Origin of the sequence: Niastella vici, from assembly GCF_002077945.1 — a bacterium.
Classification (GTDB): Bacteria; Bacteroidota; Bacteroidia; order Chitinophagales; family Chitinophagaceae; genus Niastella; species Niastella vici.
The window spans coordinates 138,919-158,916 of sequence record NZ_LVYD01000102.1 but is presented as its reverse complement, the minus strand read 5'-3'; the positions used below and the strand labels follow the sequence as shown (position 1 = coordinate 158,916).

At 44.7% G+C, this 19,998-nt stretch carries 17 protein-coding genes; 5 read left to right on the top strand and 12 right to left on the bottom strand.

The genetic code is table 11. The annotated features are described in order from the left end of the window. Nucleotides 1-7: 7 nt before the first annotated feature. The 4 genes from A3860_RS35305 to A3860_RS35290 all read right to left on the bottom strand — a co-directional run bounded on the left by A3860_RS35305 (nt 8) and on the right by A3860_RS35290 (nt 6,467). Nucleotides 8-3,544, bottom strand: a complete 3,537-nt coding sequence (locus tag A3860_RS35305) for a TonB-dependent receptor (RefSeq protein ID WP_081155308.1) — start codon at nt 3,542-3,544, stop codon at nt 8-10. 242 nt (nt 3,545-3,786) lie between these two features. After that, nucleotides 3,787-4,854: a FecR family protein gene (locus A3860_RS35300; protein ID WP_081155307.1), complete on the bottom strand. Its 1,068-nt coding sequence runs from the start codon at nt 4,852-4,854 to the stop codon at nt 3,787-3,789. A 134-nt stretch (nt 4,855-4,988) separates the two neighbouring features. Further along, nucleotides 4,989-5,861: a TolB-like translocation protein gene (locus A3860_RS35295; RefSeq protein WP_081155306.1), complete on the bottom strand. Its 873-nt coding sequence runs from the start codon at nt 5,859-5,861 to the stop codon at nt 4,989-4,991. Nucleotides 5,862-5,891: 30 nt separating this feature from the next. Next, on the bottom strand, nt 5,892-6,467 hold the full coding sequence (locus A3860_RS35290) for a sigma-70 family RNA polymerase sigma factor (RefSeq protein WP_143774425.1): 576 nt from the start codon (nt 6,465-6,467) through the stop codon (nt 5,892-5,894). Between the two features lie 307 nt (nt 6,468-6,774). Between A3860_RS35290 and A3860_RS35285 the strand changes: the two genes are divergently transcribed. Then, the gene (locus A3860_RS35285) at nt 6,775-7,359 is read left to right on the top strand and encodes a DinB family protein (protein ID WP_158085460.1); all 585 of its coding nucleotides are present in this window, start codon (nt 6,775-6,777) and stop codon (nt 7,357-7,359) included. A gap of 619 nt (nt 7,360-7,978) precedes the next feature. Here A3860_RS35285 and A3860_RS41385 read toward each other — a convergent pair. The 6 genes from A3860_RS41385 to A3860_RS35265 form a co-directional block, all read right to left on the bottom strand. Then, nucleotides 7,979-8,140 (bottom strand): hypothetical protein, encoded by a 162-nt coding sequence (locus A3860_RS41385; RefSeq protein ID WP_158085459.1) that lies wholly within the window; start codon nt 8,138-8,140, stop codon nt 7,979-7,981. Between the two features lie 10 nt (nt 8,141-8,150). Next, nucleotides 8,151-8,597 (bottom strand): DUF6934 family protein, encoded by a 447-nt coding sequence (locus A3860_RS35280; protein ID WP_216823583.1) that lies wholly within the window; start codon nt 8,595-8,597, stop codon nt 8,151-8,153. Nucleotides 8,598-8,946: 349 nt separating this feature from the next. Beyond that, nucleotides 8,947-9,522, bottom strand: coding sequence for a hypothetical protein (locus A3860_RS35275; protein ID WP_081155303.1), 576 nt, complete (start codon nt 9,520-9,522; stop codon nt 8,947-8,949). Between the two features lie 118 nt (nt 9,523-9,640). Continuing rightward, the gene (locus A3860_RS35270; protein ID WP_081155302.1) at nt 9,641-10,018 is read right to left on the bottom strand and encodes a hypothetical protein; all 378 of its coding nucleotides are present in this window, start codon (nt 10,016-10,018) and stop codon (nt 9,641-9,643) included. A 233-nt stretch (nt 10,019-10,251) separates the two neighbouring features. Next, nucleotides 10,252-10,461, bottom strand: a complete 210-nt coding sequence (locus tag A3860_RS40810; RefSeq protein WP_143774424.1) for a hypothetical protein — start codon at nt 10,459-10,461, stop codon at nt 10,252-10,254. Between the two features lie 389 nt (nt 10,462-10,850). After that, a complete protein-coding gene (locus A3860_RS35265; protein ID WP_081155301.1) occupies nt 10,851-11,705 on the bottom strand; it encodes an MBL fold metallo-hydrolase in 855 nt (284 codons plus the stop codon). Between the two features lie 234 nt (nt 11,706-11,939). Here A3860_RS35265 and A3860_RS35260 point away from each other — a divergent pair, with 234 nt between their 5' ends. The 3 genes from A3860_RS35260 to A3860_RS35250 all read left to right on the top strand — a co-directional run bounded on the left by A3860_RS35260 (nt 11,940) and on the right by A3860_RS35250 (nt 14,095). After that, nucleotides 11,940-12,698, top strand: a complete 759-nt coding sequence (locus tag A3860_RS35260; RefSeq protein ID WP_081155300.1) for a dioxygenase family protein — start codon at nt 11,940-11,942, stop codon at nt 12,696-12,698. Between the two features lie 193 nt (nt 12,699-12,891). Then, nucleotides 12,892-13,437 (top strand): hypothetical protein, encoded by a 546-nt coding sequence (locus tag A3860_RS35255; protein WP_081155299.1) that lies wholly within the window; start codon nt 12,892-12,894, stop codon nt 13,435-13,437. Continuing rightward, complete coding sequence (locus A3860_RS35250) at nt 13,400-14,095, top strand: pirin family protein (RefSeq protein ID WP_081155298.1); 696 nt, start codon at nt 13,400-13,402, stop codon at nt 14,093-14,095. Before A3860_RS35255 ends, A3860_RS35250 begins: the two co-directional genes overlap by 38 nt. A gap of 200 nt (nt 14,096-14,295) precedes the next feature. Here the strand turns inward: A3860_RS35250 and A3860_RS35245 are convergent, their stop codons facing one another. Beyond that, nucleotides 14,296-15,762: a RagB/SusD family nutrient uptake outer membrane protein gene (locus A3860_RS35245; protein WP_081155297.1), complete on the bottom strand. Its 1,467-nt coding sequence runs from the start codon at nt 15,760-15,762 to the stop codon at nt 14,296-14,298. 18 nt (nt 15,763-15,780) lie between these two features. Continuing rightward, nucleotides 15,781-18,810 (bottom strand): SusC/RagA family TonB-linked outer membrane protein, encoded by a 3,030-nt coding sequence (locus A3860_RS35240; protein ID WP_081155296.1) that lies wholly within the window; start codon nt 18,808-18,810, stop codon nt 15,781-15,783. Between the two features lie 398 nt (nt 18,811-19,208). On the opposite strand from A3860_RS35240, the gene A3860_RS35235 reads away from it, so the two are divergent. Next, nucleotides 19,209-19,688, top strand: a complete 480-nt coding sequence (locus A3860_RS35235; RefSeq protein WP_081155295.1) for a DUF5991 domain-containing protein — start codon at nt 19,209-19,211, stop codon at nt 19,686-19,688. Nucleotides 19,689-19,998: the final 310 nt, after the last annotated feature.

Sequence of the window (19,998 nt, the reverse complement as noted above, 5' to 3'; positions counted from 1 at the left end):
TAATTTTTTAGAATGTTAATCTCGCGCCCACATTCAAAATTCTTGATTGCGGGTAGTACTGGCCGCTGCCGCTGGTTGATTCAGGGTCCCAGATCTTCATTTTATCGAACGTGATCAGGTTGATGCCATTTGCATATAAGCGCAGATTACTGATACCCGCCTTCTGGCCGATCTTTGAAGGCAGATTATAACCAAACTCAATATTCTTCAACCGCAGATAATTGCTTTTGCGCAACCAATAGGTATTGGTGCCAAAGGCGCCGCCGGCATAATAAGTATTGCCCCGGTTTGCCAGCCGCGGATCGGTGCTGCTGGGGTTTTCCACCGTCCAGCGATGATCGTAGGAGTATTGCAGAAAGTTACCAATGGTGCCCGATTCGGTGCCAATAAAGAGCAAACCACCCATGGCGCCCTGGAACAGGATAGAACAATCAAAATTCCCGTACGCCAGGTTAAGATTCACACCACCGGTGAACAGGGGATCGCGGTTCTTATCGAGGCGAATGCGGTCATCGGCATCTATCTTTCCATTGCCGTCAACATCTTTTATCTTCATATCGCCGGGTAACAGTTTGCCGGTGGCCGCGCTGTAGTCGATCGTATTCTTGTTGATATCGTCCTGATCTTTGAATACGCCGTCGTATTCATACACCAGGAAGGCGGCGCCATTGGTGCCGAATGTATGGCCTTTTGATAATTGATATGGTTTCAGTCCGGGTGATTCTGGCAGGTTGATCACTTCATTCTTGGCATAGCCACCATTCACACTAATGCCGAACCGCAGCTTGCCAAAATTATCGTTGTACCCAACGGTAAATTCAAACCCTTTATTCTTCACCTTGCCAAGGTTTTCAGGGGGCAGGTTAAAACCGGCCGTAGCAGGCACTACCGCCGAGTTCTGCATCAGGATCTTGGTGCGGATATTATTGAATACATCGAACTCAAACGTGAGCCGGTTGTTCAGTGCAGCGCCTTCAAGGCCAATGTTGGAGTTGTTGGCCCTTTCCCAGGTATAACCCGGGTTGGGCACGCCGGTTTCGGTAAGCGTTTTTACGACATTACCGCCAACGATGTAGGTGTTAAAACCATAGGTCGACAAGTACCGGTATTCCTGTAATTCATTATTGAAGATGATATTATCGTTCCCCATTTGTCCCCACGAAGCGCGCAATTTCAGGTTGTCGATGAAGCTTACATTCTTGAAGAATTTCTCTTCAGACAAACGCCAGCCCAGCAAAATACCGGGAAAGAACCCGAAGCGATCGTTTTCGGGGAAGATGTAAGAACCGTCGTACCGCCATAGGAATTCCGCCATGTATTTTTCTTTATAGTTGTAGTTCACGCGGCCGAAATAGCTTAAGCGCGCCCGGTTGTAAGCGCTGCCATTATTGTCTTTCTGCGGATCGCCGCCTGCAAACATCTGGTCGATGGCCGAAGAAATATAATTGCGGCGGAAGGCATTGAAACTCTCGTTATTGATCGTTTCGCGGGTTACGGCCGCCAGCAGGTTAACTGTATGCGGACCGAATGTTTTATCATAATTGATAAAACCCGACAGGTTGATGTTCAGCTGGTTTTCCTGCGATTCGGTCAGGCGGGGATCGGTGAAGGTAGAACGAACCGATTTGGTAAGTTTGGGCGTAACGCCATCGGCTTCATAGCTTGCTTTATCCCAGAAGTAAAGATACCAGGGTGTTTCCCAGCGTTTACCACGGCGGAAATATTTATCAACTGAAGCGAAACCCGAGATCTTCAAACCATCTACATACGGCACCTGCAGATCGATGCGGCCATTGGTTTGAAAATAATCGCGCCGGTCTTTATCGTAACCCGTTTGGTTGGTGGTGATCACAATGGGATTTTGGCCGTTCTCGATATCGGGCCCCGGCAATCCATTGGGCCACACTTCCTGCTCGGTAGGCTTACCCCGCATCAGCATGCGGAATATAGGCTGTGCACCTACAGTAGGGAAGAAACGGTATTCTTCCCGCGCCGTTAACCCGATGTTTGTGCTTATATATTTGTTCACTTTGGCGTCGAGGTTCAGGCGCATATCATATTGCTTGTACCCTGTGGCCGAATTCTTATAATAACCATCCTGGTTTTTATAACCCATCGAGGCGAGGTATTTTACATTTTCGGAACCGCCCGATAATTGCACGTTATGGCTCGACTGGGGCGACCATCTTTTCAAGGTGGTAGCGAACCAGTCGGTATTCGGATGGCCCCAGGGATCGGAACCATCCTGGAATTTGGTGATGTCTGAAGGCGAGTAGGGGGCAGGTACCGGCCTGCCGTTATCGGTACGGGTATACGTTCCATTTTGTTTGAACGCAGCCGAAGCAGCTGCCCATTGATTGGCAGGCAGATCGAAGATGGCCAACTCATTGATGATATTGGCGTACTCCACGGCATCGCTCATTTTGGGTATACGCGTAGGTTGCGCCCAACCCTGGTTGAAATCATACGACAATTGCGGCTTGCCGGTTTTGCCGCGTTTGGTGGTAATAAGAATAACGCCATTTGCAGCGCGCGAACCATAAATGGCAGCGGCTGCATCTTTCAATACCGACATGCTTTCGATATCGGCCGGGTTCAGACGCTCGAGCCCTCCAGCGCGGTCGGGCACCCCGTCAATAACGATCAATGCGCCACTGTTGTTGGGCGTATTGGAACCACGGATGCGGATGGTAGAACCATCATAACCCGGCTCCCCGGTCGATTGAATTGCGGTAACACCCGGTAACCGGCCTGCCAATGCGTTTGATAAATTCACAGAAGGCGATTTGGCCAGATCAGTTCCCTTTACCTGGGCAACAGCTCCTGTTACTGTAACTTTCTTTTGGGTGCCATAACCAACCACAACTATCTCACCCAATTGACCGGTATTACCGGCAACCATCGCGATGGTGACGGAGGTTTTTCCGGCAATATTTATTTCCTGGGTGGTAAACCCCACAGAAGAAACGACCAGAATGCTTTTACCTTCCGGCACATTGACAGTAAAATTTCCATTTATATCGGTATTGGTGCCAGTATTTGTTCCTTTCACAATTACGCTTACACCCGGCAGGGCATTGCCTTTGTCATCAGTGACCTGCCCTTTTACTTCCTGTAAAATGCCGCCGTCAATATTTACCGATAATTCATTGATGCCTGGCGGATCGGCCAGGGTGGTCGGTGATACTTTATATAAAATAATGCGGTCCTTTACTAATTTAAAGGTGATACCAAAAGGCGAAAGCAGTTCTTCCAGCACTTCGCTCAGCTTTTTTTGCATGGCCTTAATAGATACTTTGCGGCCTGCTTCAATGGTCTTTGAGCTGTAGACAAAGCGCGCGCCCGTTTGATTTTTTAACAGGTTGAACACATCTTTTAATTGTCCTTTTTCAACGGATACCGAGACTGTTTTCTCGAGGATGCCCTGCGCATCAGCACTATTATAATAGGCGTAGGTGTTAAAGAAAAGGACGAGCAATGCTGTTTGCAAAAATCCTATCCGAATGGCAATAGCGGTCGTTGCAACCAATCGTTTTTGTTTCATAAATAGATTGTTGTGGTCAATAGGGAATCCATGTCGTGAAACGCGAAACGGCAAACTGAAAAAAGAATGAGCTGCTGTTTCCCCGATCTCACCGGAAATTCATTTGATCCGTAGGATCATTCAATAAAATAATATGTCGGGTAATTTGTTCCCGGATGCGGGACTAAGTGATGAATAGTTTAATTCTCATGCGCCAATCGTTTTGGGTGTTTTATAATTATAGGATGTTCTCGTGCATTAATTTATTCGCAACCGGAGCCTTTGATGAGAATACGCGTACCGCGGATCTCATAGGTGGCCTGTATCGATTCGCAAATGATCTCCAACTGGTCGTACAGGTTCTTCCCCTTGATATCACCTGAAAAAAGGCATTTCGAAAGGCTTTCATTTTCAATCACCATTTCAATATGGTATGCCTGCTCAAGGTAGGCCAGCACCTGTGTCATAGGCGCTTCATCAAAAATAAAATTCAATTCCGTAATTCTTTCTTCGGCGTTCTTGCCGGCAATCACCGGCAGCGGAATTTCAACCAGGGTGGTCCTGAAATGATGGTCATTTGCATTGTAGATCACTTTCTGGTTTGGTTTCAATATCACCCCGCTCGATTCTTCATTATGCCGCTCCTGAACTGTTTCACGGCCGGCTTCATAAACCGCCACTTTTCCTGTTTGTACTGATACCTCCACGTTCTTCGTAAGCGCATTGGTCTTTACAAAAAAACTGGTGCCCAGCACCTGTGTCACAATATTTTTACTGTATACATAGAAGGGGGCGTGGGGGTTACGGGTCACTTTAAAAAATGCATTCCCTTCTAAATATACCTCACGTTTAGGGCCACTGAAATTGTCGCCATAATGAACAATAGCTGCAGGTTCAAGAATCACCAGGGAGCCATCGGGCAAATGAACTGTGTCATTGACACCTTTATCATTTTTTACCTGGTGCAAACCGGCCAATGACCCATGGTGATATACATTGTCGCTTTTTTTATCAGACACCCGGTACAGCAGGGCTACCGTTATAATGATACCGGTAACCACTGCGGCACTTGCCCAGCGTAACCATACCGGGATGATCTTTTTTGGTGGCGGCGATACGGGCTCCCTGTTTTCAGCCGACAGCGTATGCCGTTGAATTTTGGGCCACAGCCGGCTAAGGGTTTCCTTTATTTCCCCGGGTGGCAGGGTAGGGTCAACGCCTTCCTCATCGCCCAATAATTCATACCATTGTTCAACCAGTTTTCTTTCTTCCTCAGTACAATCGTTCTCTACATACCGTTTCAGCAAATGATAAAAGGCCTTTCGATTCATGTAGGTTTTGTTTGTCTCTGCAATGAACAGAGTTATTTATAAGTCGGTTGTGAAAGGGAGTACCCTAAAAGGGAAATGAAAAAATTAAAAAATGAGGAAGGAGAAATTAGAAAAGAAGAACCAGCACCTTCTAATTACTTTAAAACATTGCTGCTGACCCATTTTACCTCATTTTCACTACTATAAAAGAAGTATTTGCCATCGGGCGTTAGGTAGGGACAGTATTCGTAGGTTTTCGTATTGATGCCAACGCCCAGGTTCGTGGGATTTCCCCACTGGCTGTTCGTTTTATGCGTAATATACAGGTCGGCTTCGCCAAAACCGTCGCTCCGGGTTGAGGTAAACACCAGGAAAGATTCATCCGGCGCTATCATGGGGTCATGTTCATCAAAAACCGAATTGATCAACCCACCGAGGTTAGCCGGTTCTTCATAACCGGTTGCGGTCTTTTTGCTCATGAACAGGTCCAGATTGCCATCGTGGTAAGAAGCAAAGTAGATATTACCCGAACGGGCAACAGATACGTAATATTCGGTACTGTCGCTGTTTACGCCAGCCAGGTATTCGGGTGCACTATAAGCGTTCCCCTGTTTTGCCATCCGGTAAATATCATAATCGCCGGTAGTGTCGCTTTTGTCTTTTGGCCGGTTCGAGATAAAATAGAGGGCGTTATCGGGCGCTACAAAAGGATCGGTATTGGAATACGAGGAATCGAACAGGGAGCTGACAGTCTCCGGCTGCCATTTATTATCTTTATAAACAGTTTCATAAATAACATATTTCCGATTGCAGGAGCGCGAGAAATAAAAGGTTTTCCCGTCTGCAGAAAAAGAAGCGTTAAAATCGAGCCCATCCTTTGAAACAATGCCGGGCAGAAAAACCCTGGGTATTGAATCCGGCGCGGGGTCTGGATAGGGGATACCTGCGTTGTTACTGGAACAACTGGTCATGCATATGGCAGGTATTATTATTAACCAGGCTGCGGTTAATGATAGTTTGACTTTCATAGCTGGGGGTTTATGAGGTGATGAAAGCACTCAAAGGGTGTGCAGAAGAAGTTCTACAATGATGAAGTCTTTAAGATGCAGCCGCATAAATTTAAGCGATTGGGTAACATGGTATTCCACGGCTTTTTCAGACAGGTTCATATGCTGGGCGATCTCTTTGGTAGAACGTTTTTCATACCGGCTCAGGCGAAAGATCTCCTGCGTTTTCTGCGGCAGCTTTTTAATGGTGTTATCAATGGCAATAGACAGCTCATGCAACAATAACCTTGATTCGGATGGATTCTCCTGTACCACCATCTGTTCTTTGGCACTCTGGTAATACTTCTCCCGAATAAGTTGTGAGCGTATATAATCGATAACCTGGTAGCGAATGGCTGATTGCAGGTAAGAAGGCAAATTTTGTATCTGGGCGGTTTCCCGTTTTACCCATAAGCTGATGAAGAGGTTCTGCACCAGTTCTTCTGCAATAGCTTTTGATCGCACTTTCTTTAGGGCAGCGAGGAAGACCATTTCACTATAGCGGGCATAGATCTCTTCCAAAGCGGCGCCATCACCGGCTTTAAGCAGTTTTAAAAGTATCGCATCGTCAAATACTTTGTAGTTCATATGGCTGGGTGTATACAAATATAAATAATTAGCACATGGAAAAATGTGTATACTGGAAATTGTGTGCCTGATGGCTGCTGCTATATTTATTGACAATTATTGATTTTCGTTTATTACGATTAGCTAATAGCCGATAGAAGATTGTTAATTTAGGATAAGGCCCTACGGAGGGTTTCGTGATCCCCGTCACACTACACTTATTAAAAAATATCTTAATTTAGCAACCACCTCATAAGTCCCGCTCTATAAAAACAGTACCCGGTATTGTTCACCCAAAAAGCGATTGCAAATGAAAAAACTGATTTTTATGGCATCAGCTATACTGATGCTTTCATTTCTTGTTGTTGATCCTATTTCAAAAAAAGAAAGGAAAGATGCCCTCAAGCTGTTAAAGGATACAGAGCAAGGCGTAAAGGATCAGGTAAAAGGGCTAACAGAGGCCCAGTTGAAATTCAAACCCGGCCCCGACAGGTGGAGTATTGAAGAATGCGTAAAGCATATTGCCAAGAGTGAAGAAATGTTATGGCAAATGATGGACAGTGTAATGAAAGGCGCCGCCACGCCCGACAAGCGCAGTGAGATCAAGCTCACCGATGAACAGTTGATACAGCGGATCGAAGACCGAAGCACCAAAGTAAAGACTATGGAGAAGCTGAAGCCGGAAAACATTCCCCTGAAAAATACGGAAGAGGCACTGGCGTCATTTACAAAGGACCGGGAAAAACTGATAGAATATGTAAAATCCACAGAATCGGATCTGCGCAACCACACAGTTGCCTTTCCCTTTGGAACAATAGACAGCTACCAGATGATCTTGTTCATTGCCGCCCACAGTAACCGGCATACGCAACAGATCATGGAAGTAAAGGCAGACCCGAATTATCCGAAATGAAGAAAGAAGAAAGGGGTTGACCCCTTCTGGCGAGCGGGAGAAACGTTGGTATGTTTATAAGTTGAAATGTTATAACGGCCGAAGAAATGAAGGTTTCTTCGGCCGTTTTTGTTTTGCAAAAGTGTTCCGGATCATTTCGGATGACAACAGTTATTTAAAGAGATTTCCGGCACGCTTAAGAATGTAGCCTTAAGCTCTATCAGGGAAGGACATTTATACCTATGTAAAGACTTTTACCTTGCCTATCCCGACTTTTTGCGGACACCGTCCGCAAATTATATTTATTTGATTTTCAACCAATTCGAATTTTGCAAAAAGTGTCTGCAAAATCTGATAATAAAAGATATTGACGGCAGCTTATAGATAGGCTAAGACACCCAAATCCGCATCGATTTTTTGATTTCCCATCTTCCGTTTACTTTTTCTAGGAAAAGGCATTAATATTTAAACATTATCCGGAGCTTGCATAAATCGATAACTGGTAGTTAGGTGCAAGCGGGCAATCAGCAGCTCAAACCAACAGAAATAAAACAAGTGAAGAAATACGATCAGCAAAAATTAAAAAAGCCACTTTTGTATAAGTGGCTTAAATGATATAGGTAAATTATATTGTACAAACTTACTTTGGCAAAGGCGTTTTAAGATTTCGAAGTAATTTGTTTGCCTCTTCAAGTTTTTTAGGCGCCCATATTTTACCCTGTAACTTATCAAGCTCCGGGTCATGTGTAAGGGTACATACTTTATTAAATAAGTCGCTTTTGACTTTATATACCTTTTTCATATCTATAAAGTTAAGGGTTTTTTCTTTTAATTACAAACGAATTGATTTCCATGTTTTTAGCAAACAAAATAAGCTCCTGTTCAACAAATGCATAAATCTCAAAAATTAGAGATAGTTCTTCCAGATTTAACCCAACAGCCATCCTGTATAATCGGGTTCTTTCTCTGGTGCTTCCACTAAAAAGTATCCATCGTTTGGGATATTTTTTAGTGTAGATATCTACTACAGTAAATACTGTTGCTAAAATTTTATTTCTATCGCCATTGTCACTAATATTGCAATCATCTAACTCACCATTTTCATCAACATCTCCAAAAGCCAGGTTAAAGACATTCTCAAGCTCAGTGGCCGTAAAAGTAATTCTTTTAGGAATAGCTCCATTTTTGCCGATACTCATGAAATTAAACACACTATAATCCTCTGTAAAATTGTAATCCGAGTACATTTCATATTTCATTCTACACAGTTTTAAAGAATTAAACCAAATGCGTAAAATAGAAGCGTCAATAGTAAAGCCTTACTATTGATCAAATGTTATCACATCTATTTACACTTGGAAAAAAACCTCGGGTTGTGTGTAGAATGTTGTATCAGTGCGTATGGGTAAACAAATATAATAAAAACATCAATAGATAACAAAGTATTTCGATCAATTCTTACTGTTAGATAATAATGCAAAGTGCAAGAATTCCAACACAGCATCTTGCTGCATTAAAATAAACCAACTGAAGACAAATCTTCCTCCAACGAAAAAGCCCTCCCGGCTTAATGGGAAGGCTTTATGGTAGCCCCTAAAAACACGATCGTTATCTTTTAGACAACCCCATACCGGCCTTCTCCAAAAGATGATTCACTTTAAACTTATTGGCATAATTGTCATAACGTGCCAGGTCGGCATCATTACGGAACTGCGCATCGAGATAAATATGTAACAGGTCATTAACCGGAAATGATTTCTTCAGGTTATGTAATGTCAATGGCAGTATCTCGCCTTTGCCATAAGTAGAATAGAAATATTTCCGAACCCGCTGCATACCCTTGGGTTGTGAGGCATACACATCTTTATAATAGATCCAGATGGGTCCTTTCTCCAAAAAACAGTACTGCGTGAAGTTCCACGTACGAACGATATTACCTTTGTTCTTATAAGCATAGATCTCATCCTTGAATACATGGATCTTTTCGCCATTTTGCTTTACAACAATATAGGGCTTGCTTAAAAACTCATTGAATCGTATTTTATTTTCGTTCATTCCATCATTCGTGGCATAGCTGAGCCTGTTGTTCTCAAAATCTTCCAACGTACGGTACACGCCACTCTGGGCATTCACAGCTGCTACGGCTACAACAACAAATGATAATGCTATAATGATCCTTCTCATGATCCTATAATTTAATGTTATTCCAATTGAAAATGCGAGGACAGGCACAATGGTTATCGCATACGTAAATAGTAAGGCAATAATTGCCTAATGTGAAAATACAAGAGAGAAGGACCGGCTAAATCCGGTGAACGCAATTGAGAATGAAAAGGGGAATGAGCGCCTGTTTTGACAGCGCGTTGTTAACCTGGTTGGCAGCAGTTAAAGTAGCTGTTGAGTGAAATGAATAATCAGGATAAGCCGTATTGAGCGAAGGTGGAACGTATTTGGAAATCCGGATTTTGCTGTCGGAGTGTTTTTGTTCATGAACCAGCTTCACCTGGTTGTGCTCATCTTTGCAGTTGTCTTTAGCCTCATTAAGCCACTGGTGCTCCTGACCCAACGTTCCCAAACCAACATGAACCAGGTTCTGCAGACAACAATCCAGCCGCAACGTTGCACCAAACGTGCTGGTCAAATAAACGAGGGCTAATATGGTAATCAGGAACTTTTTCATGGAATTACTGCCGCAAAACTAAGGATTGTCAGAGAAATGAAAATGGAGCGCGGTCATCGAATTTTGTTTTATAAATCCATTAACAATTAACCTGTTTCGGTACAATATAAAAACAAAAAAGCCCCTCTTAACTTAATTCAGCACAAAAATTCTGTTATAAAAAAACAGAGCCCCGGCTTTCTCGCCGGGACTCTTCACTTTTCCCCCTAAACCTAAGCTCTTTAATTCTTTATTTATTCCTGCTTCGGCAACACCGCCGCTGCTGGTTTAACGGGCGATGGCGTTGCAACCGGTTTCTCACTCGGCAATGGTTGTGTTGGTGTTGCTATGTTGACTGCAGAACCACCGGTCACATTTAAAACATTGGGTGTAATACTTTGTGACCGGGTAATGTAAGGGCATAAAAATAGCAGTAGAATCAATTGTGTAAATGATCCTTTCATGGGTGTTACATTTAAATTGAATAAATACAATACAATGCTGGCGGCCAACAGGCCCGGGCCAGTATAATGCTACCAGGAAATTCCAGCTACTTACGGATCTATTTGTGCAAAGCCTGCCGAACGTTTGCAGCAAGGGGTTTTTAGGGAGGGTCTTCCAGGAGATGAATTTTGGAGGATCATCTGTCGTTAACTATAGATTGGATGTTGCAAAAATACCAACACGCTATTCCTGCACAATACTCTTTTAGTGGTATATATAATTTTATCAAGTGTAAGCAATTCAATGCCGACAATCAACAATTCTCAGTTTGTAAGTATATCTTATTCAGCTACTATACCCTTTTTCAAATTTCCAATACCGCAAACAGGTGATAAAGTAAACTACCCGGTTACCATAAACGCAGTTGTGTGTATACCGGTTTAAAATTTACCGGCGCATCCGCTTTTTGCGGGAGGGGAATGGAGGCGGCATCACTTGCTGGCTTCACCTGGTAAACAGCGGTTTCTTCAAAGCGCGAGGCTATTATGATCTGGGTATCGCCTGCATGTTCGTTGAATAGTTGTTGTACCAGTTGAGGCGAGTTATTATCCCGCGACAGGTGGCTGAGGAACAGGTGGCTCATGTACGCCGGTTTGTTCCGGGTAAATACTTCCAGCGCTTGTTTATTACTGAGATGCCCCTGCCCGCCGCGAATACGGTTCTTCAAGTGCCGTGGATAGCTGCCTTTTTCCAGCATCTCCTCATCATAATTGGCTTCCAGGAAAGCAGCATGGCAATGTTTGAAATGCAGCAGCAAATGATCACAGGCAGCGCCAATATCGGTGAAGATGCCGATGTTCACATTATTGCCGTTCACGATAAAACTGTGTGGCTCGGCAGCATCATGTTTTTTGGGGAAAGCCTGAATGGCGAGGTTGCCGATTTGAACCGGTTCATAAGCTTTAAACCCGAACACCTGCTCTTTTTGTAAGGTTAAACCGCCGTGGTACAGGGTTGAATCGGTGATGTACACGGGTAACCGGTATTTTTTGGCCAGAACCGGAATACCGCTGATATGGTCAGTATGTTCGTGGGAAACAAAAATGGCTTTTACCGTTTGCATCGACAGCCCGAGCCGGAGCATGCGCCGTTCGGTTTCCCGGCACGAGATGCCGGCATCAACCAGGATGGCTTCCTGCTCATTTCCAACATAATAACAGTTTCCGTTGCTTCCCGAGTTCAGTGATGCAATAAACAGCGACATGGTGCTGCAAAGATAGGGGTTGGCGGCTCCCCACTGCTAAGTAGATACCCCCAATTGCAATAACGTTCAGTGCCTTTTTATCCCCACACAATCCTGATCAGCACCTCATATTCACCGACACAATTTCCTTTTTCACCGAGGAACGGCCATTCCGGCGCGAATATCGATTAAACTTTACGTCAGAATACGGTCAGACAGTCAATTAATCAACGCAGCATAACAAAATCGTTTATTATGGAAAGAAAACTTTTTTTGAAGAATGGATTAGCCGCCCTCGGTCTTGCCGCTATTGCTCCTTTAGCCAATGCCTGTAAAAAAAATACAGACGGTAGTACAGATACCACCACTACAACTTCAGGTACAGACTCTACAGGTGGAACCAGCTCCACCACCTGTTCTACCACACCAACAGAAACAGCAGGGCCATTTCCTACTATTACGCCCAGTTCTTTAGTAAAATCAAATATTGTAGGCGACAGAACCGGCGTGGCATTTACCATCAAGATCTATATCAAGAATAAAAATGCCAGCTGTGCTGCCCTCGCCGGCGCAATAGTCGACATCTGGCATTGTGATAAAGATGGTTATTATTCAGAATACGGTGGCACCAGCATGCAAACCGTAGATTATACTTCGGTTCACTTTTTACGGGGCCGCCAAACCACCGACTCAAACGGACTGGTAACGTTTACCTCTATTTTCCCGGGCTGGTATACAAGCCGCGCCACCCATATTCATGTACACGTGTATAATTCGTCAGGCACTTCGTTATTGGTTACGCAGATCGCTTTCCCCGAAGGCAGCAGCAGTGCCGTATATCTTGTAAATACCACTGGTTCATCATATGGTTATACCAAAGGGATGACCGGTTACACGTACAATTCATCAGACACCGTGTTCACTGATGACTCATCAGGGCTTGAAACAGCCACCTGTACCGGAAACCTTTCAGGTGGCTATACGCTTGCACATACTATTAATGTGAGTGCGTAACAGGGCGGGTTGAAGGTAGAAGGTTTAAGGTAACAGCTTCTTAATTGTGTATACCTCGGAATGATAGCAAAGCGTTCCGGAAAAATTATTAACAAAATACTGATTGAAAAACCAAAGATTACAAGTTAATAAACCTGTTCCCAAACCTTCTACTTTCTACCTTTAACCTTACCCCTAAACCAAACCAAGGATTATGCAAAAAGGAATGATCAGATTGTGTTACAGAAAGGTGATAGATGTGCACTCGGTGAAACCCTGGGATAAACTGGTGTTTGAAGATACGTACAAAGAATTCCTGATGCAGGTGCAGTTGTACAACCAGGATAAAAAATACTTTTCGTTCAGCGACATCATAACCTATGTGCCGGCGGCCGAAAAATTACATTTTCTGGTAAGCGCCGCCGTCATTGGGTATTTGAAGCAACTCCAGGGCAGGGTACCCGACCTGGTGAATAACCTGGGCCGGTTATTTCTGCCCTTTAAAAATTTCCGTTTCGAGATCATCAACTCCGATGTTAAGGATAAATCGAAACACCAGGTGGCTGTTAATTTCTTTACCGATCCCCTGGTATGGCACGACACCATCAATAACATGTTGTTATTGTCGGTTCCCGGTAATACAGAGAATGGAGAGCTATTGACCGAATTGTTCACCCTGCCGCCTTTTGTGAGCATTTATTCACTAAAAATCCCAGCGCCCTATGGTACAACAGAACAAGGGAAAGATCTTCCTGGCTGATGAACGTGGCCATAATGAAATGGAATGGTTCAGAAGTTATAATACCTTCAACTTCGGCCGTTATCAGCATGACCATAAATCGCCTTTTGGCCCTTTATATGTATTGAACGATGATACGCTGGCAGGTGGTAAAAGCATTTCCATGACCGTAGAAGCAGATTCGGAGATATTACTGGTGCCCATCGTTGGTACCATTACCTACGACGACAACAACGGCAATACAACGATCATTGAAGCCGATGAATGCCAGGTATACGATGTACCTAAAGACACGACTTTTAATATAGGCAATCTCTACGATAATGAGCTGGTGAACTTTTTGCAAATTTGGTTTTATAAGCCGGGAGTAGAACCGGATAGCGTTCCGCAGGTAATTCCTTTTGATATCGTAAACTTCAAAGATCAGCTGGTACCAATTCCTATTGATAATACATCTTACAAATTCGGCATTGGCAAATATGCCGGCCGCGAAGAAAGTACCTATAAATTGAGTGATCACAACAACGGGCTGTTCGTGTATGTTATTGAAGGCGCATTTGAAGTGCAATACCGCCTGTTGCATGCCCGGGATGGATTGGCCTTGTGGGAAGCGGAGGAAGTGGAGTGGGAAGCATTGTCGAATGATGCGATTATTCTTGTCATCGAGATGCCTTTGTGAAATAGGAGACAGAAGTAGGAGGTAATTGCTGATTTTGAGATTTAGAGATTTTGGGATTTGTACTGAATTGATTTTTCCGATAAATCTCAAAATCTCTAAATCCCGAAATCTCTAAATCCCGAAATCTCTAAATTTCGTACTTCCTACTTCTTACTTCTGTCTCCTAAACTCACGATTTTACATACTTACTCATCAGCTACTTAATTAGCCAAGGGATTATTCTGCAACTCCACATCCGGCAACGCAAACACAAATTTCGTAGGCACAGGTTTGCGGGTCGGAAATTTGATCACAGAATTAACTCCATTGATCATTTGTGCAACGCGATTCGTACGCACCATATCGAACCACCGCTTCGATTCACCAATAAATTCATAGCCTCTTTCCCTGAACACCGAATCATCAAAAGCGCTTTGGCTTAGCCCTGCCGTAAGGTCGTACGCAGAGGCCGTATTCACAGGCTGACCATAGCCACGGCGGCGGATCTGGTTAATGGCATTATACGCAGCGGTTGTAGGCCCATTCAATTTATTCTCCGCTTCGGCAAAGATCAACAACACATCGGCAAAACGGAATAAATAAAAGTCATTTCCATTACCGGTATCAATAGGTGCATCGGGATCTTTGTATTTACCCATGCGCAGGTCATAAATATCCTTCTCCACTTCGGCTGCAGTGGTAACGCCATTGATCACATATTTGTCGTACAGGCTGAATTTCTTACGCAGGTCATTATCGTCCCAACCCTTGATCAGGGGCGCCAGGGAAATAATTCCACCGAATTTATTACCGCTCACCGAATAACCCGCTGCCTTCGCTTTTGAATCGGCCCAATAAGAAGCCATGAACGCACCCTTATCAACGATCTGTGAGAACTTTAACGAGAATACATCTTCCTTATTGGTCGCTAACGTGGGTGAATAAACGGTAGCAAGCGATGGTTCCAGGTCGTAGCCATAAGTAGCCTTGTTATCTATCACTTCTTTGGCTTTGTCGCGGGCGTTCTGGTACTGGCCCAGCGTAAGGTAAATATCAGCCAGCGCGGTTTTGGCGGCGCCTTTTGTTGCCCGGCCGGGTGCTGTAGTCGTATTCGGCAGCAGTGAATCGGCCAGCTTTATATCCTTAATTACTGAATCATAAACGACGTTCACTGGAGAAAGGGCAAGCCCCACATCACTGGCATTTACGATAGGGTGTAACCGCAATGGCACTTTACCCCATACGCGTACAGCAAAATAATAGCAATAGCCGCGCACAAAATACGCTTCACCATATGCTTTGTTCTTTACGGCATCGCTGAGCGTGGTATTCTTATTCAAATTGCTGATGAGCGAATTAGCCCGGCCAATGGCTTCATACAGGGTCGTCCAGCTTTGCGCAAAGTTGTTGGGCAGGTTCATCAGCGCGTTGTAATTGCTCCAGTTCAACTGGCTCGATCCGCCGTCGGCATATTCGCTCATGAGTTCAAGCCCCAATCCAACAGTTGATTCCCATAAACGTCCCCGGCTGCGGGTGAGGGGTTCATACACCCCAATAACAGTTTGATCGAGTGTAGTAGGATCAAGGTCGCCCAGCGTGGCGGTTGCCTTTGGCTCTTCATCCAGTAATTTTTTACAACTGGTCATTATGGAAACGGCCAGTAGTATATAAAAAACTTTAAGTTTCATATATTAAGCATTTATATTCTAAAAAGTTATACCAAAACCAAAATTGTAAGTTTTAGCAGAGGGATATGCACCCAGGTCAACTCCCTGCCGGCGGTCATTGCCATTGAAGGTGTTCACTTCAGGATCGTAGCCCGAATAATCAGTAATAGTGAGCAGATTCTGCGCACTCACATACACATTCAGGTTCCTGATGACCTTACTTTTCAGATCGATGTTATAATCAAACCGGATGTTCCGTAACCGGAAGAAGGAACCATTCTCCATATACCGGTCGCTGCGGAAATGATAATTGCTGGCAGTAAGGCTCGGTGTAGGATAAAAATCATTTACAGCTTTCAGCTTGTTATACTGTCCCACCGGGGAAGGAACCGTGAGATCGAACAAAGCAGCATTATTGATCTTTGAACCGCTTACACCTGCCCAAACCGATGACAGCGTAAATCGTTTATACCGGATGGTTGGGTTAATGCCATAATACAGATCGGGGTAGGGACTGCCGATGATCTGGTTGTCGAGCGCATTGATGAGGTCGCGGCCCGTGGCGTCTTTGTCGCCATTCAGGTTTTCATACAAAGGAACCCCATCTTTATCCATGCCAAGGTATTTGGGGCCGTAAAAGGCCGAAAGCGGTTGGCCGGGGCGAATAATACTGTTGGAACCGGAAGCATCGTTTCCACCGGCAATGGTAGGAATGTCTTTCCCATCTTTTGTCCTGAGCACCTTGTTCTTATTCTGCGACAGGTTCACGTCGATGGCGATCGTCCAGTCGGTGTTGTTCAGGATATTTGTACCCAGCGTTAATTCCCAGCCTTTGTTCTCCACTTCGCCTACGTTATCAATGATCTGTCCGGGGCCTGAACCAATACCCGCGCCCACGCCTGCGCTGGGCGGTAATTGTACCAGCGCCAGCAGGTCGGTTGTTTTCTTTACGTAATAGTCGAACGTAACGCGCAATTTGTCGTTCAGCACAGCGGCGTCAAAACCGAGATCGGTTTGCGTGGTGGTTTCCCATTTCAGATTGGGATTGGGAAAAGTAGGCGCCAGCCCTACCGACAAACCGGTTCCAGCCCCCTGGCCTGTATTCACGGTTTGCCCCAGCAATAATGATTGATAGGGTTTAATGGCAGGGTTACCCGCCTGTCCCCAGCTGGCGCGCAGCTTCAGGCTCGATAGCCATTTCACGTCCTGCAGGAATGCTTCTTCCGACACACGCCAGGCAGCAGACACAGAAGGGAACACCCCGTATTTGTTGTTTTCGGCAAATACCGAAGCGCCATCGCGCCGGATGCTGGCCGCAAACATGTATTTCTCTTTTAAGTTGAGCCTTACCCGGGCAAAAGCGCTCAGGATCGTATTCTCGGTAACGTTAGTATTTGGTTTGCTTATTGAATTGGCCGAGTTGAAATTATAATTCTTCAATTGATCGGTGCCAAAACCCGAAGCAGCCAGGTCGATGGTATTGAGCCGTTCTTTCTGATACGATACCCCACCGATCGCTTCTATGTAAGAGTTGGGCGTAAGGTTGTATTTGTATTCCAGGAAGTCTTCAGCCAGCAGGGATGTTTTATCATAATTGCCCAGCTCTGCCGAACCAATGTTATTACCCAGGCGGGGCAGAATACGCGGAAAATACAGATCACGGCGGATATGATAAAAATCGGCCGACAACCGCGTGGTATTGGTAAGCCCTTTTATGATCACCGTCTTGAAGTCAACGCCGCCCTGTATGCGTGTAGTGGTGTTCTGGTCAAGCACTTCATCGGCCATCGCTACCGGGTTCTCGGCATCGATACCGTTAAAGCTGAAGGGCGTTACATCTGAATAGGTTCCGTCGGGGTTCTTCACCGGCACGGTACTTATGGCACGCATTACAGAACCAATACCCGATTTACCAAAATTGCGGGTATTGTCACCAACAGAAGGGGAGAAGCCGTTTTGTTTGGCGCGGCTAACGGTCATGCGCGATTGAATGCTGAAATGATCGCTCACTTTGCTATCGACATTCAACCGCAGCGAGCCGCGTTTATAACCACTGTTGCGTACAATGCCTTCCTGGCTGGTAAAACCGGTAGAGATATAATACCGGGTTTTATCATTGCCACCTGAAACGCTCAGGTTGTTATTGCTGAGAAAAGCAGTGCGAAACACTTCATCCTGCCAGTCGGTATTTACGCCGGGGGTGTAAGCGGCAAGGTCGGCCGGAAATGCCTGTCCCGAATTGGTATAGTACCGTTTTGAAAAATCCACATATTCATCGGCATTCATCAGCTCCAGCTTTTTGCGCAGCTTTTGCATCCCGGCAGAGCTTTCAAAAATGATCCGTGGCGCGCCCGCCCGGCCCGAGCGCGTGGTAACCATTACCACACCATTGGCGCCGCGCGATCCATATATGGCGGTTGCAGAGGCATCTTTCAATACTTCTATTGATTCAATATCAGAAGGATTGATGGTAGCCAGGCCATTGGAGCCGCGCACATCATCATTGAATTGCGGTAATCCGTCAATTACATACAACGGTTCGTTACCACCGGCAATGGAAGAAACACCCCGCACGCGAACACTGATACCGGCGCCCGGTTGTCCGCTTGTTTGTTGAACCTGCACGCCGGCGAGGCGGCCACTCACGGCCTGTTCAACACTTACCACCGGCATTTCGCGCAGTTTTTCATTGCGGATCGATGAAACGGAACCTGTTAACTCAGTTTTGCGTTGGGTGCCATACCCAACGACAACTACATCTGAAAGGCCTTGTGCTTCTTCTTTCAACTGGATCTCTACAGGAACGCCGGCGGTAGCTGGTATTTCCTTCTTTTCAAAACCAACAGAAGAAATTACCAGCACTACTTTATCACCGGGTGCTGAAATGGTAAAGCTGCCATCAGAGGCAGTAGCGGTAGTGGTCTTACTATTCTTAATTTGAACGGAGACCCCGGCCAGCGGGGCTTGTTGCGGGTTGGTAACCCTTCCGGTGAACTGCTTGTTTTGCGCAAAGGCAACAGTACACCAGCACATTACCAACGTGGCAATCGTTAGTTTGGCTTTAGGCATGGCAATTAATTTCGTTATAGATGTATAAGCAAGACAGTAATTTTAAGTGAATTTCATATAAGAACTTCCCTTTATTTACGGAAACGTTTCCGTTATGATATACAGGAATGCGCATTATGATCTACATAATCGATCTTGTTGTCATGAGAAAGCTGCTGAAAATCGAAACTATCAGGCTGTTGGTCCCTTAATTTTTCCACAACAACGAAAAATCATTAGTTGGTAACAGATAAATATTGAAATTGCTGCGCATTTACAACACAATGCTTCTATTACAATTAATCAGCATTTGTAATAACCCCGCCCGTAATCAACGGAAAATTATTTACCCCTTATCAATAACCTCTGATACAGCCGTAGTCTTATAGCGAGGCCTTAATAAAACAAGCATCAACTCTATGAAAAGAATGCTACTCATTGCTGTACCTGTATTATTGATCATATTTATCCTGTATTCCTGTTCAAAGAGCAATACACTTTTTCATTGCGCTGACTGGGTAGGCGATTATTCCTATCACGAAGACCCGGTACCCACAGCCACCGGTATTAACAAGATCATGGAGTGGGAATTATCTGTTACCCAACAACACGATACCTGCTGGGGCACGCTTGAAATAACCGGTTTAACAACCTATGTTAAATTGCTGACTACATTATCAGGCGACTCTTCAGGAGTTGATGTCGTGTACAACCAGTACCTCGATGGGTCTGAAGCTTTCAAACCAGGTGATGTGCTATTTAGTTTACGCAGAGACAGTAATAAAATTATCACTACCTGGAACCGGCTTACACCCATGCTCGCAGAGAACCACGATGCGGAAGGCGCCTGCTTCAGGCAATTAAAGAAAAGAAGAGATGATGAGCTCTCTTACAGATAAAGTCTTACAGATAAAGTCTTACAGATAAAGACATAAGAACAACGCCCGCTTTGGCGAAGGCTCATTTACATAGTGTCATAGAAAAAAAGAATTGTAATCTTTACATGAATAAGCATATACTGAATTCCTGAAAGGCCTTCAGTTGAAAACAAATTAGATCGTAGTTTCTTAGGTTTTAGAGGTAAGTGTTAAGGAGCAGGAAGTAATAGTAGGAATTTTGAGATTGCGGGATGTAGAGATCCTGAGATTTATCGGGAAATTCAATTCCTGACAAATCCCCAAATCTAAAAATCTCAAAATCAACAATTAC

What these genes read in the sequence shown, in the direction of transcription:
- A3860_RS35305 (WP_081155308.1), bottom strand. Translation starts at nt 3,544, where the DNA reads ATGAAACAAAAACGATTGGTTGCAACGACCGCTATTGCCATTCGGATA.
- A3860_RS35300 (WP_081155307.1), bottom strand. Translation starts at nt 4,854, where the DNA reads ATGAATCGAAAGGCCTTTTATCATTTGCTGAAACGGTATGTAGAGAAC.
- A3860_RS35295 (WP_081155306.1), bottom strand. Translation starts at nt 5,861, where the DNA reads ATGAAAGTCAAACTATCATTAACCGCAGCCTGGTTAATAATAATACCT.
- A3860_RS35290 (WP_143774425.1), bottom strand. Translation starts at nt 6,467, where the DNA reads ATGAACTACAAAGTATTTGACGATGCGATACTTTTAAAACTGCTTAAA.
- A3860_RS35285 (WP_158085460.1), top strand. Translation starts at nt 6,775, where the DNA reads ATGGCATCAGCTATACTGATGCTTTCATTTCTTGTTGTTGATCCTATT.
- A3860_RS41385 (WP_158085459.1), bottom strand. Translation starts at nt 8,140, where the DNA reads ATGAAAAAGGTATATAAAGTCAAAAGCGACTTATTTAATAAAGTATGT.
- A3860_RS35280 (WP_216823583.1), bottom strand. Translation starts at nt 8,597, where the DNA reads ATGAAATATGAAATGTACTCGGATTACAATTTTACAGAGGATTATAGT.
- A3860_RS35275 (WP_081155303.1), bottom strand. Translation starts at nt 9,522, where the DNA reads ATGAGAAGGATCATTATAGCATTATCATTTGTTGTTGTAGCCGTAGCA.
- A3860_RS35270 (WP_081155302.1), bottom strand. Translation starts at nt 10,018, where the DNA reads ATGAAAAAGTTCCTGATTACCATATTAGCCCTCGTTTATTTGACCAGC.
- A3860_RS40810 (WP_143774424.1), bottom strand. Translation starts at nt 10,461, where the DNA reads ATGAAAGGATCATTTACACAATTGATTCTACTGCTATTTTTATGCCCT.
- A3860_RS35265 (WP_081155301.1), bottom strand. Translation starts at nt 11,705, where the DNA reads ATGTCGCTGTTTATTGCATCACTGAACTCGGGAAGCAACGGAAACTGT.
- A3860_RS35260 (WP_081155300.1), top strand. Translation starts at nt 11,940, where the DNA reads ATGGAAAGAAAACTTTTTTTGAAGAATGGATTAGCCGCCCTCGGTCTT.
- A3860_RS35255 (WP_081155299.1), top strand. Translation starts at nt 12,892, where the DNA reads ATGCAAAAAGGAATGATCAGATTGTGTTACAGAAAGGTGATAGATGTG.
- A3860_RS35250 (WP_081155298.1), top strand. Translation starts at nt 13,400, where the DNA reads ATGGTACAACAGAACAAGGGAAAGATCTTCCTGGCTGATGAACGTGGC.
- A3860_RS35245 (WP_081155297.1), bottom strand. Translation starts at nt 15,762, where the DNA reads ATGAAACTTAAAGTTTTTTATATACTACTGGCCGTTTCCATAATGACC.
- A3860_RS35240 (WP_081155296.1), bottom strand. Translation starts at nt 18,810, where the DNA reads ATGCCTAAAGCCAAACTAACGATTGCCACGTTGGTAATGTGCTGGTGT.
- A3860_RS35235 (WP_081155295.1), top strand. Translation starts at nt 19,209, where the DNA reads ATGAAAAGAATGCTACTCATTGCTGTACCTGTATTATTGATCATATTT.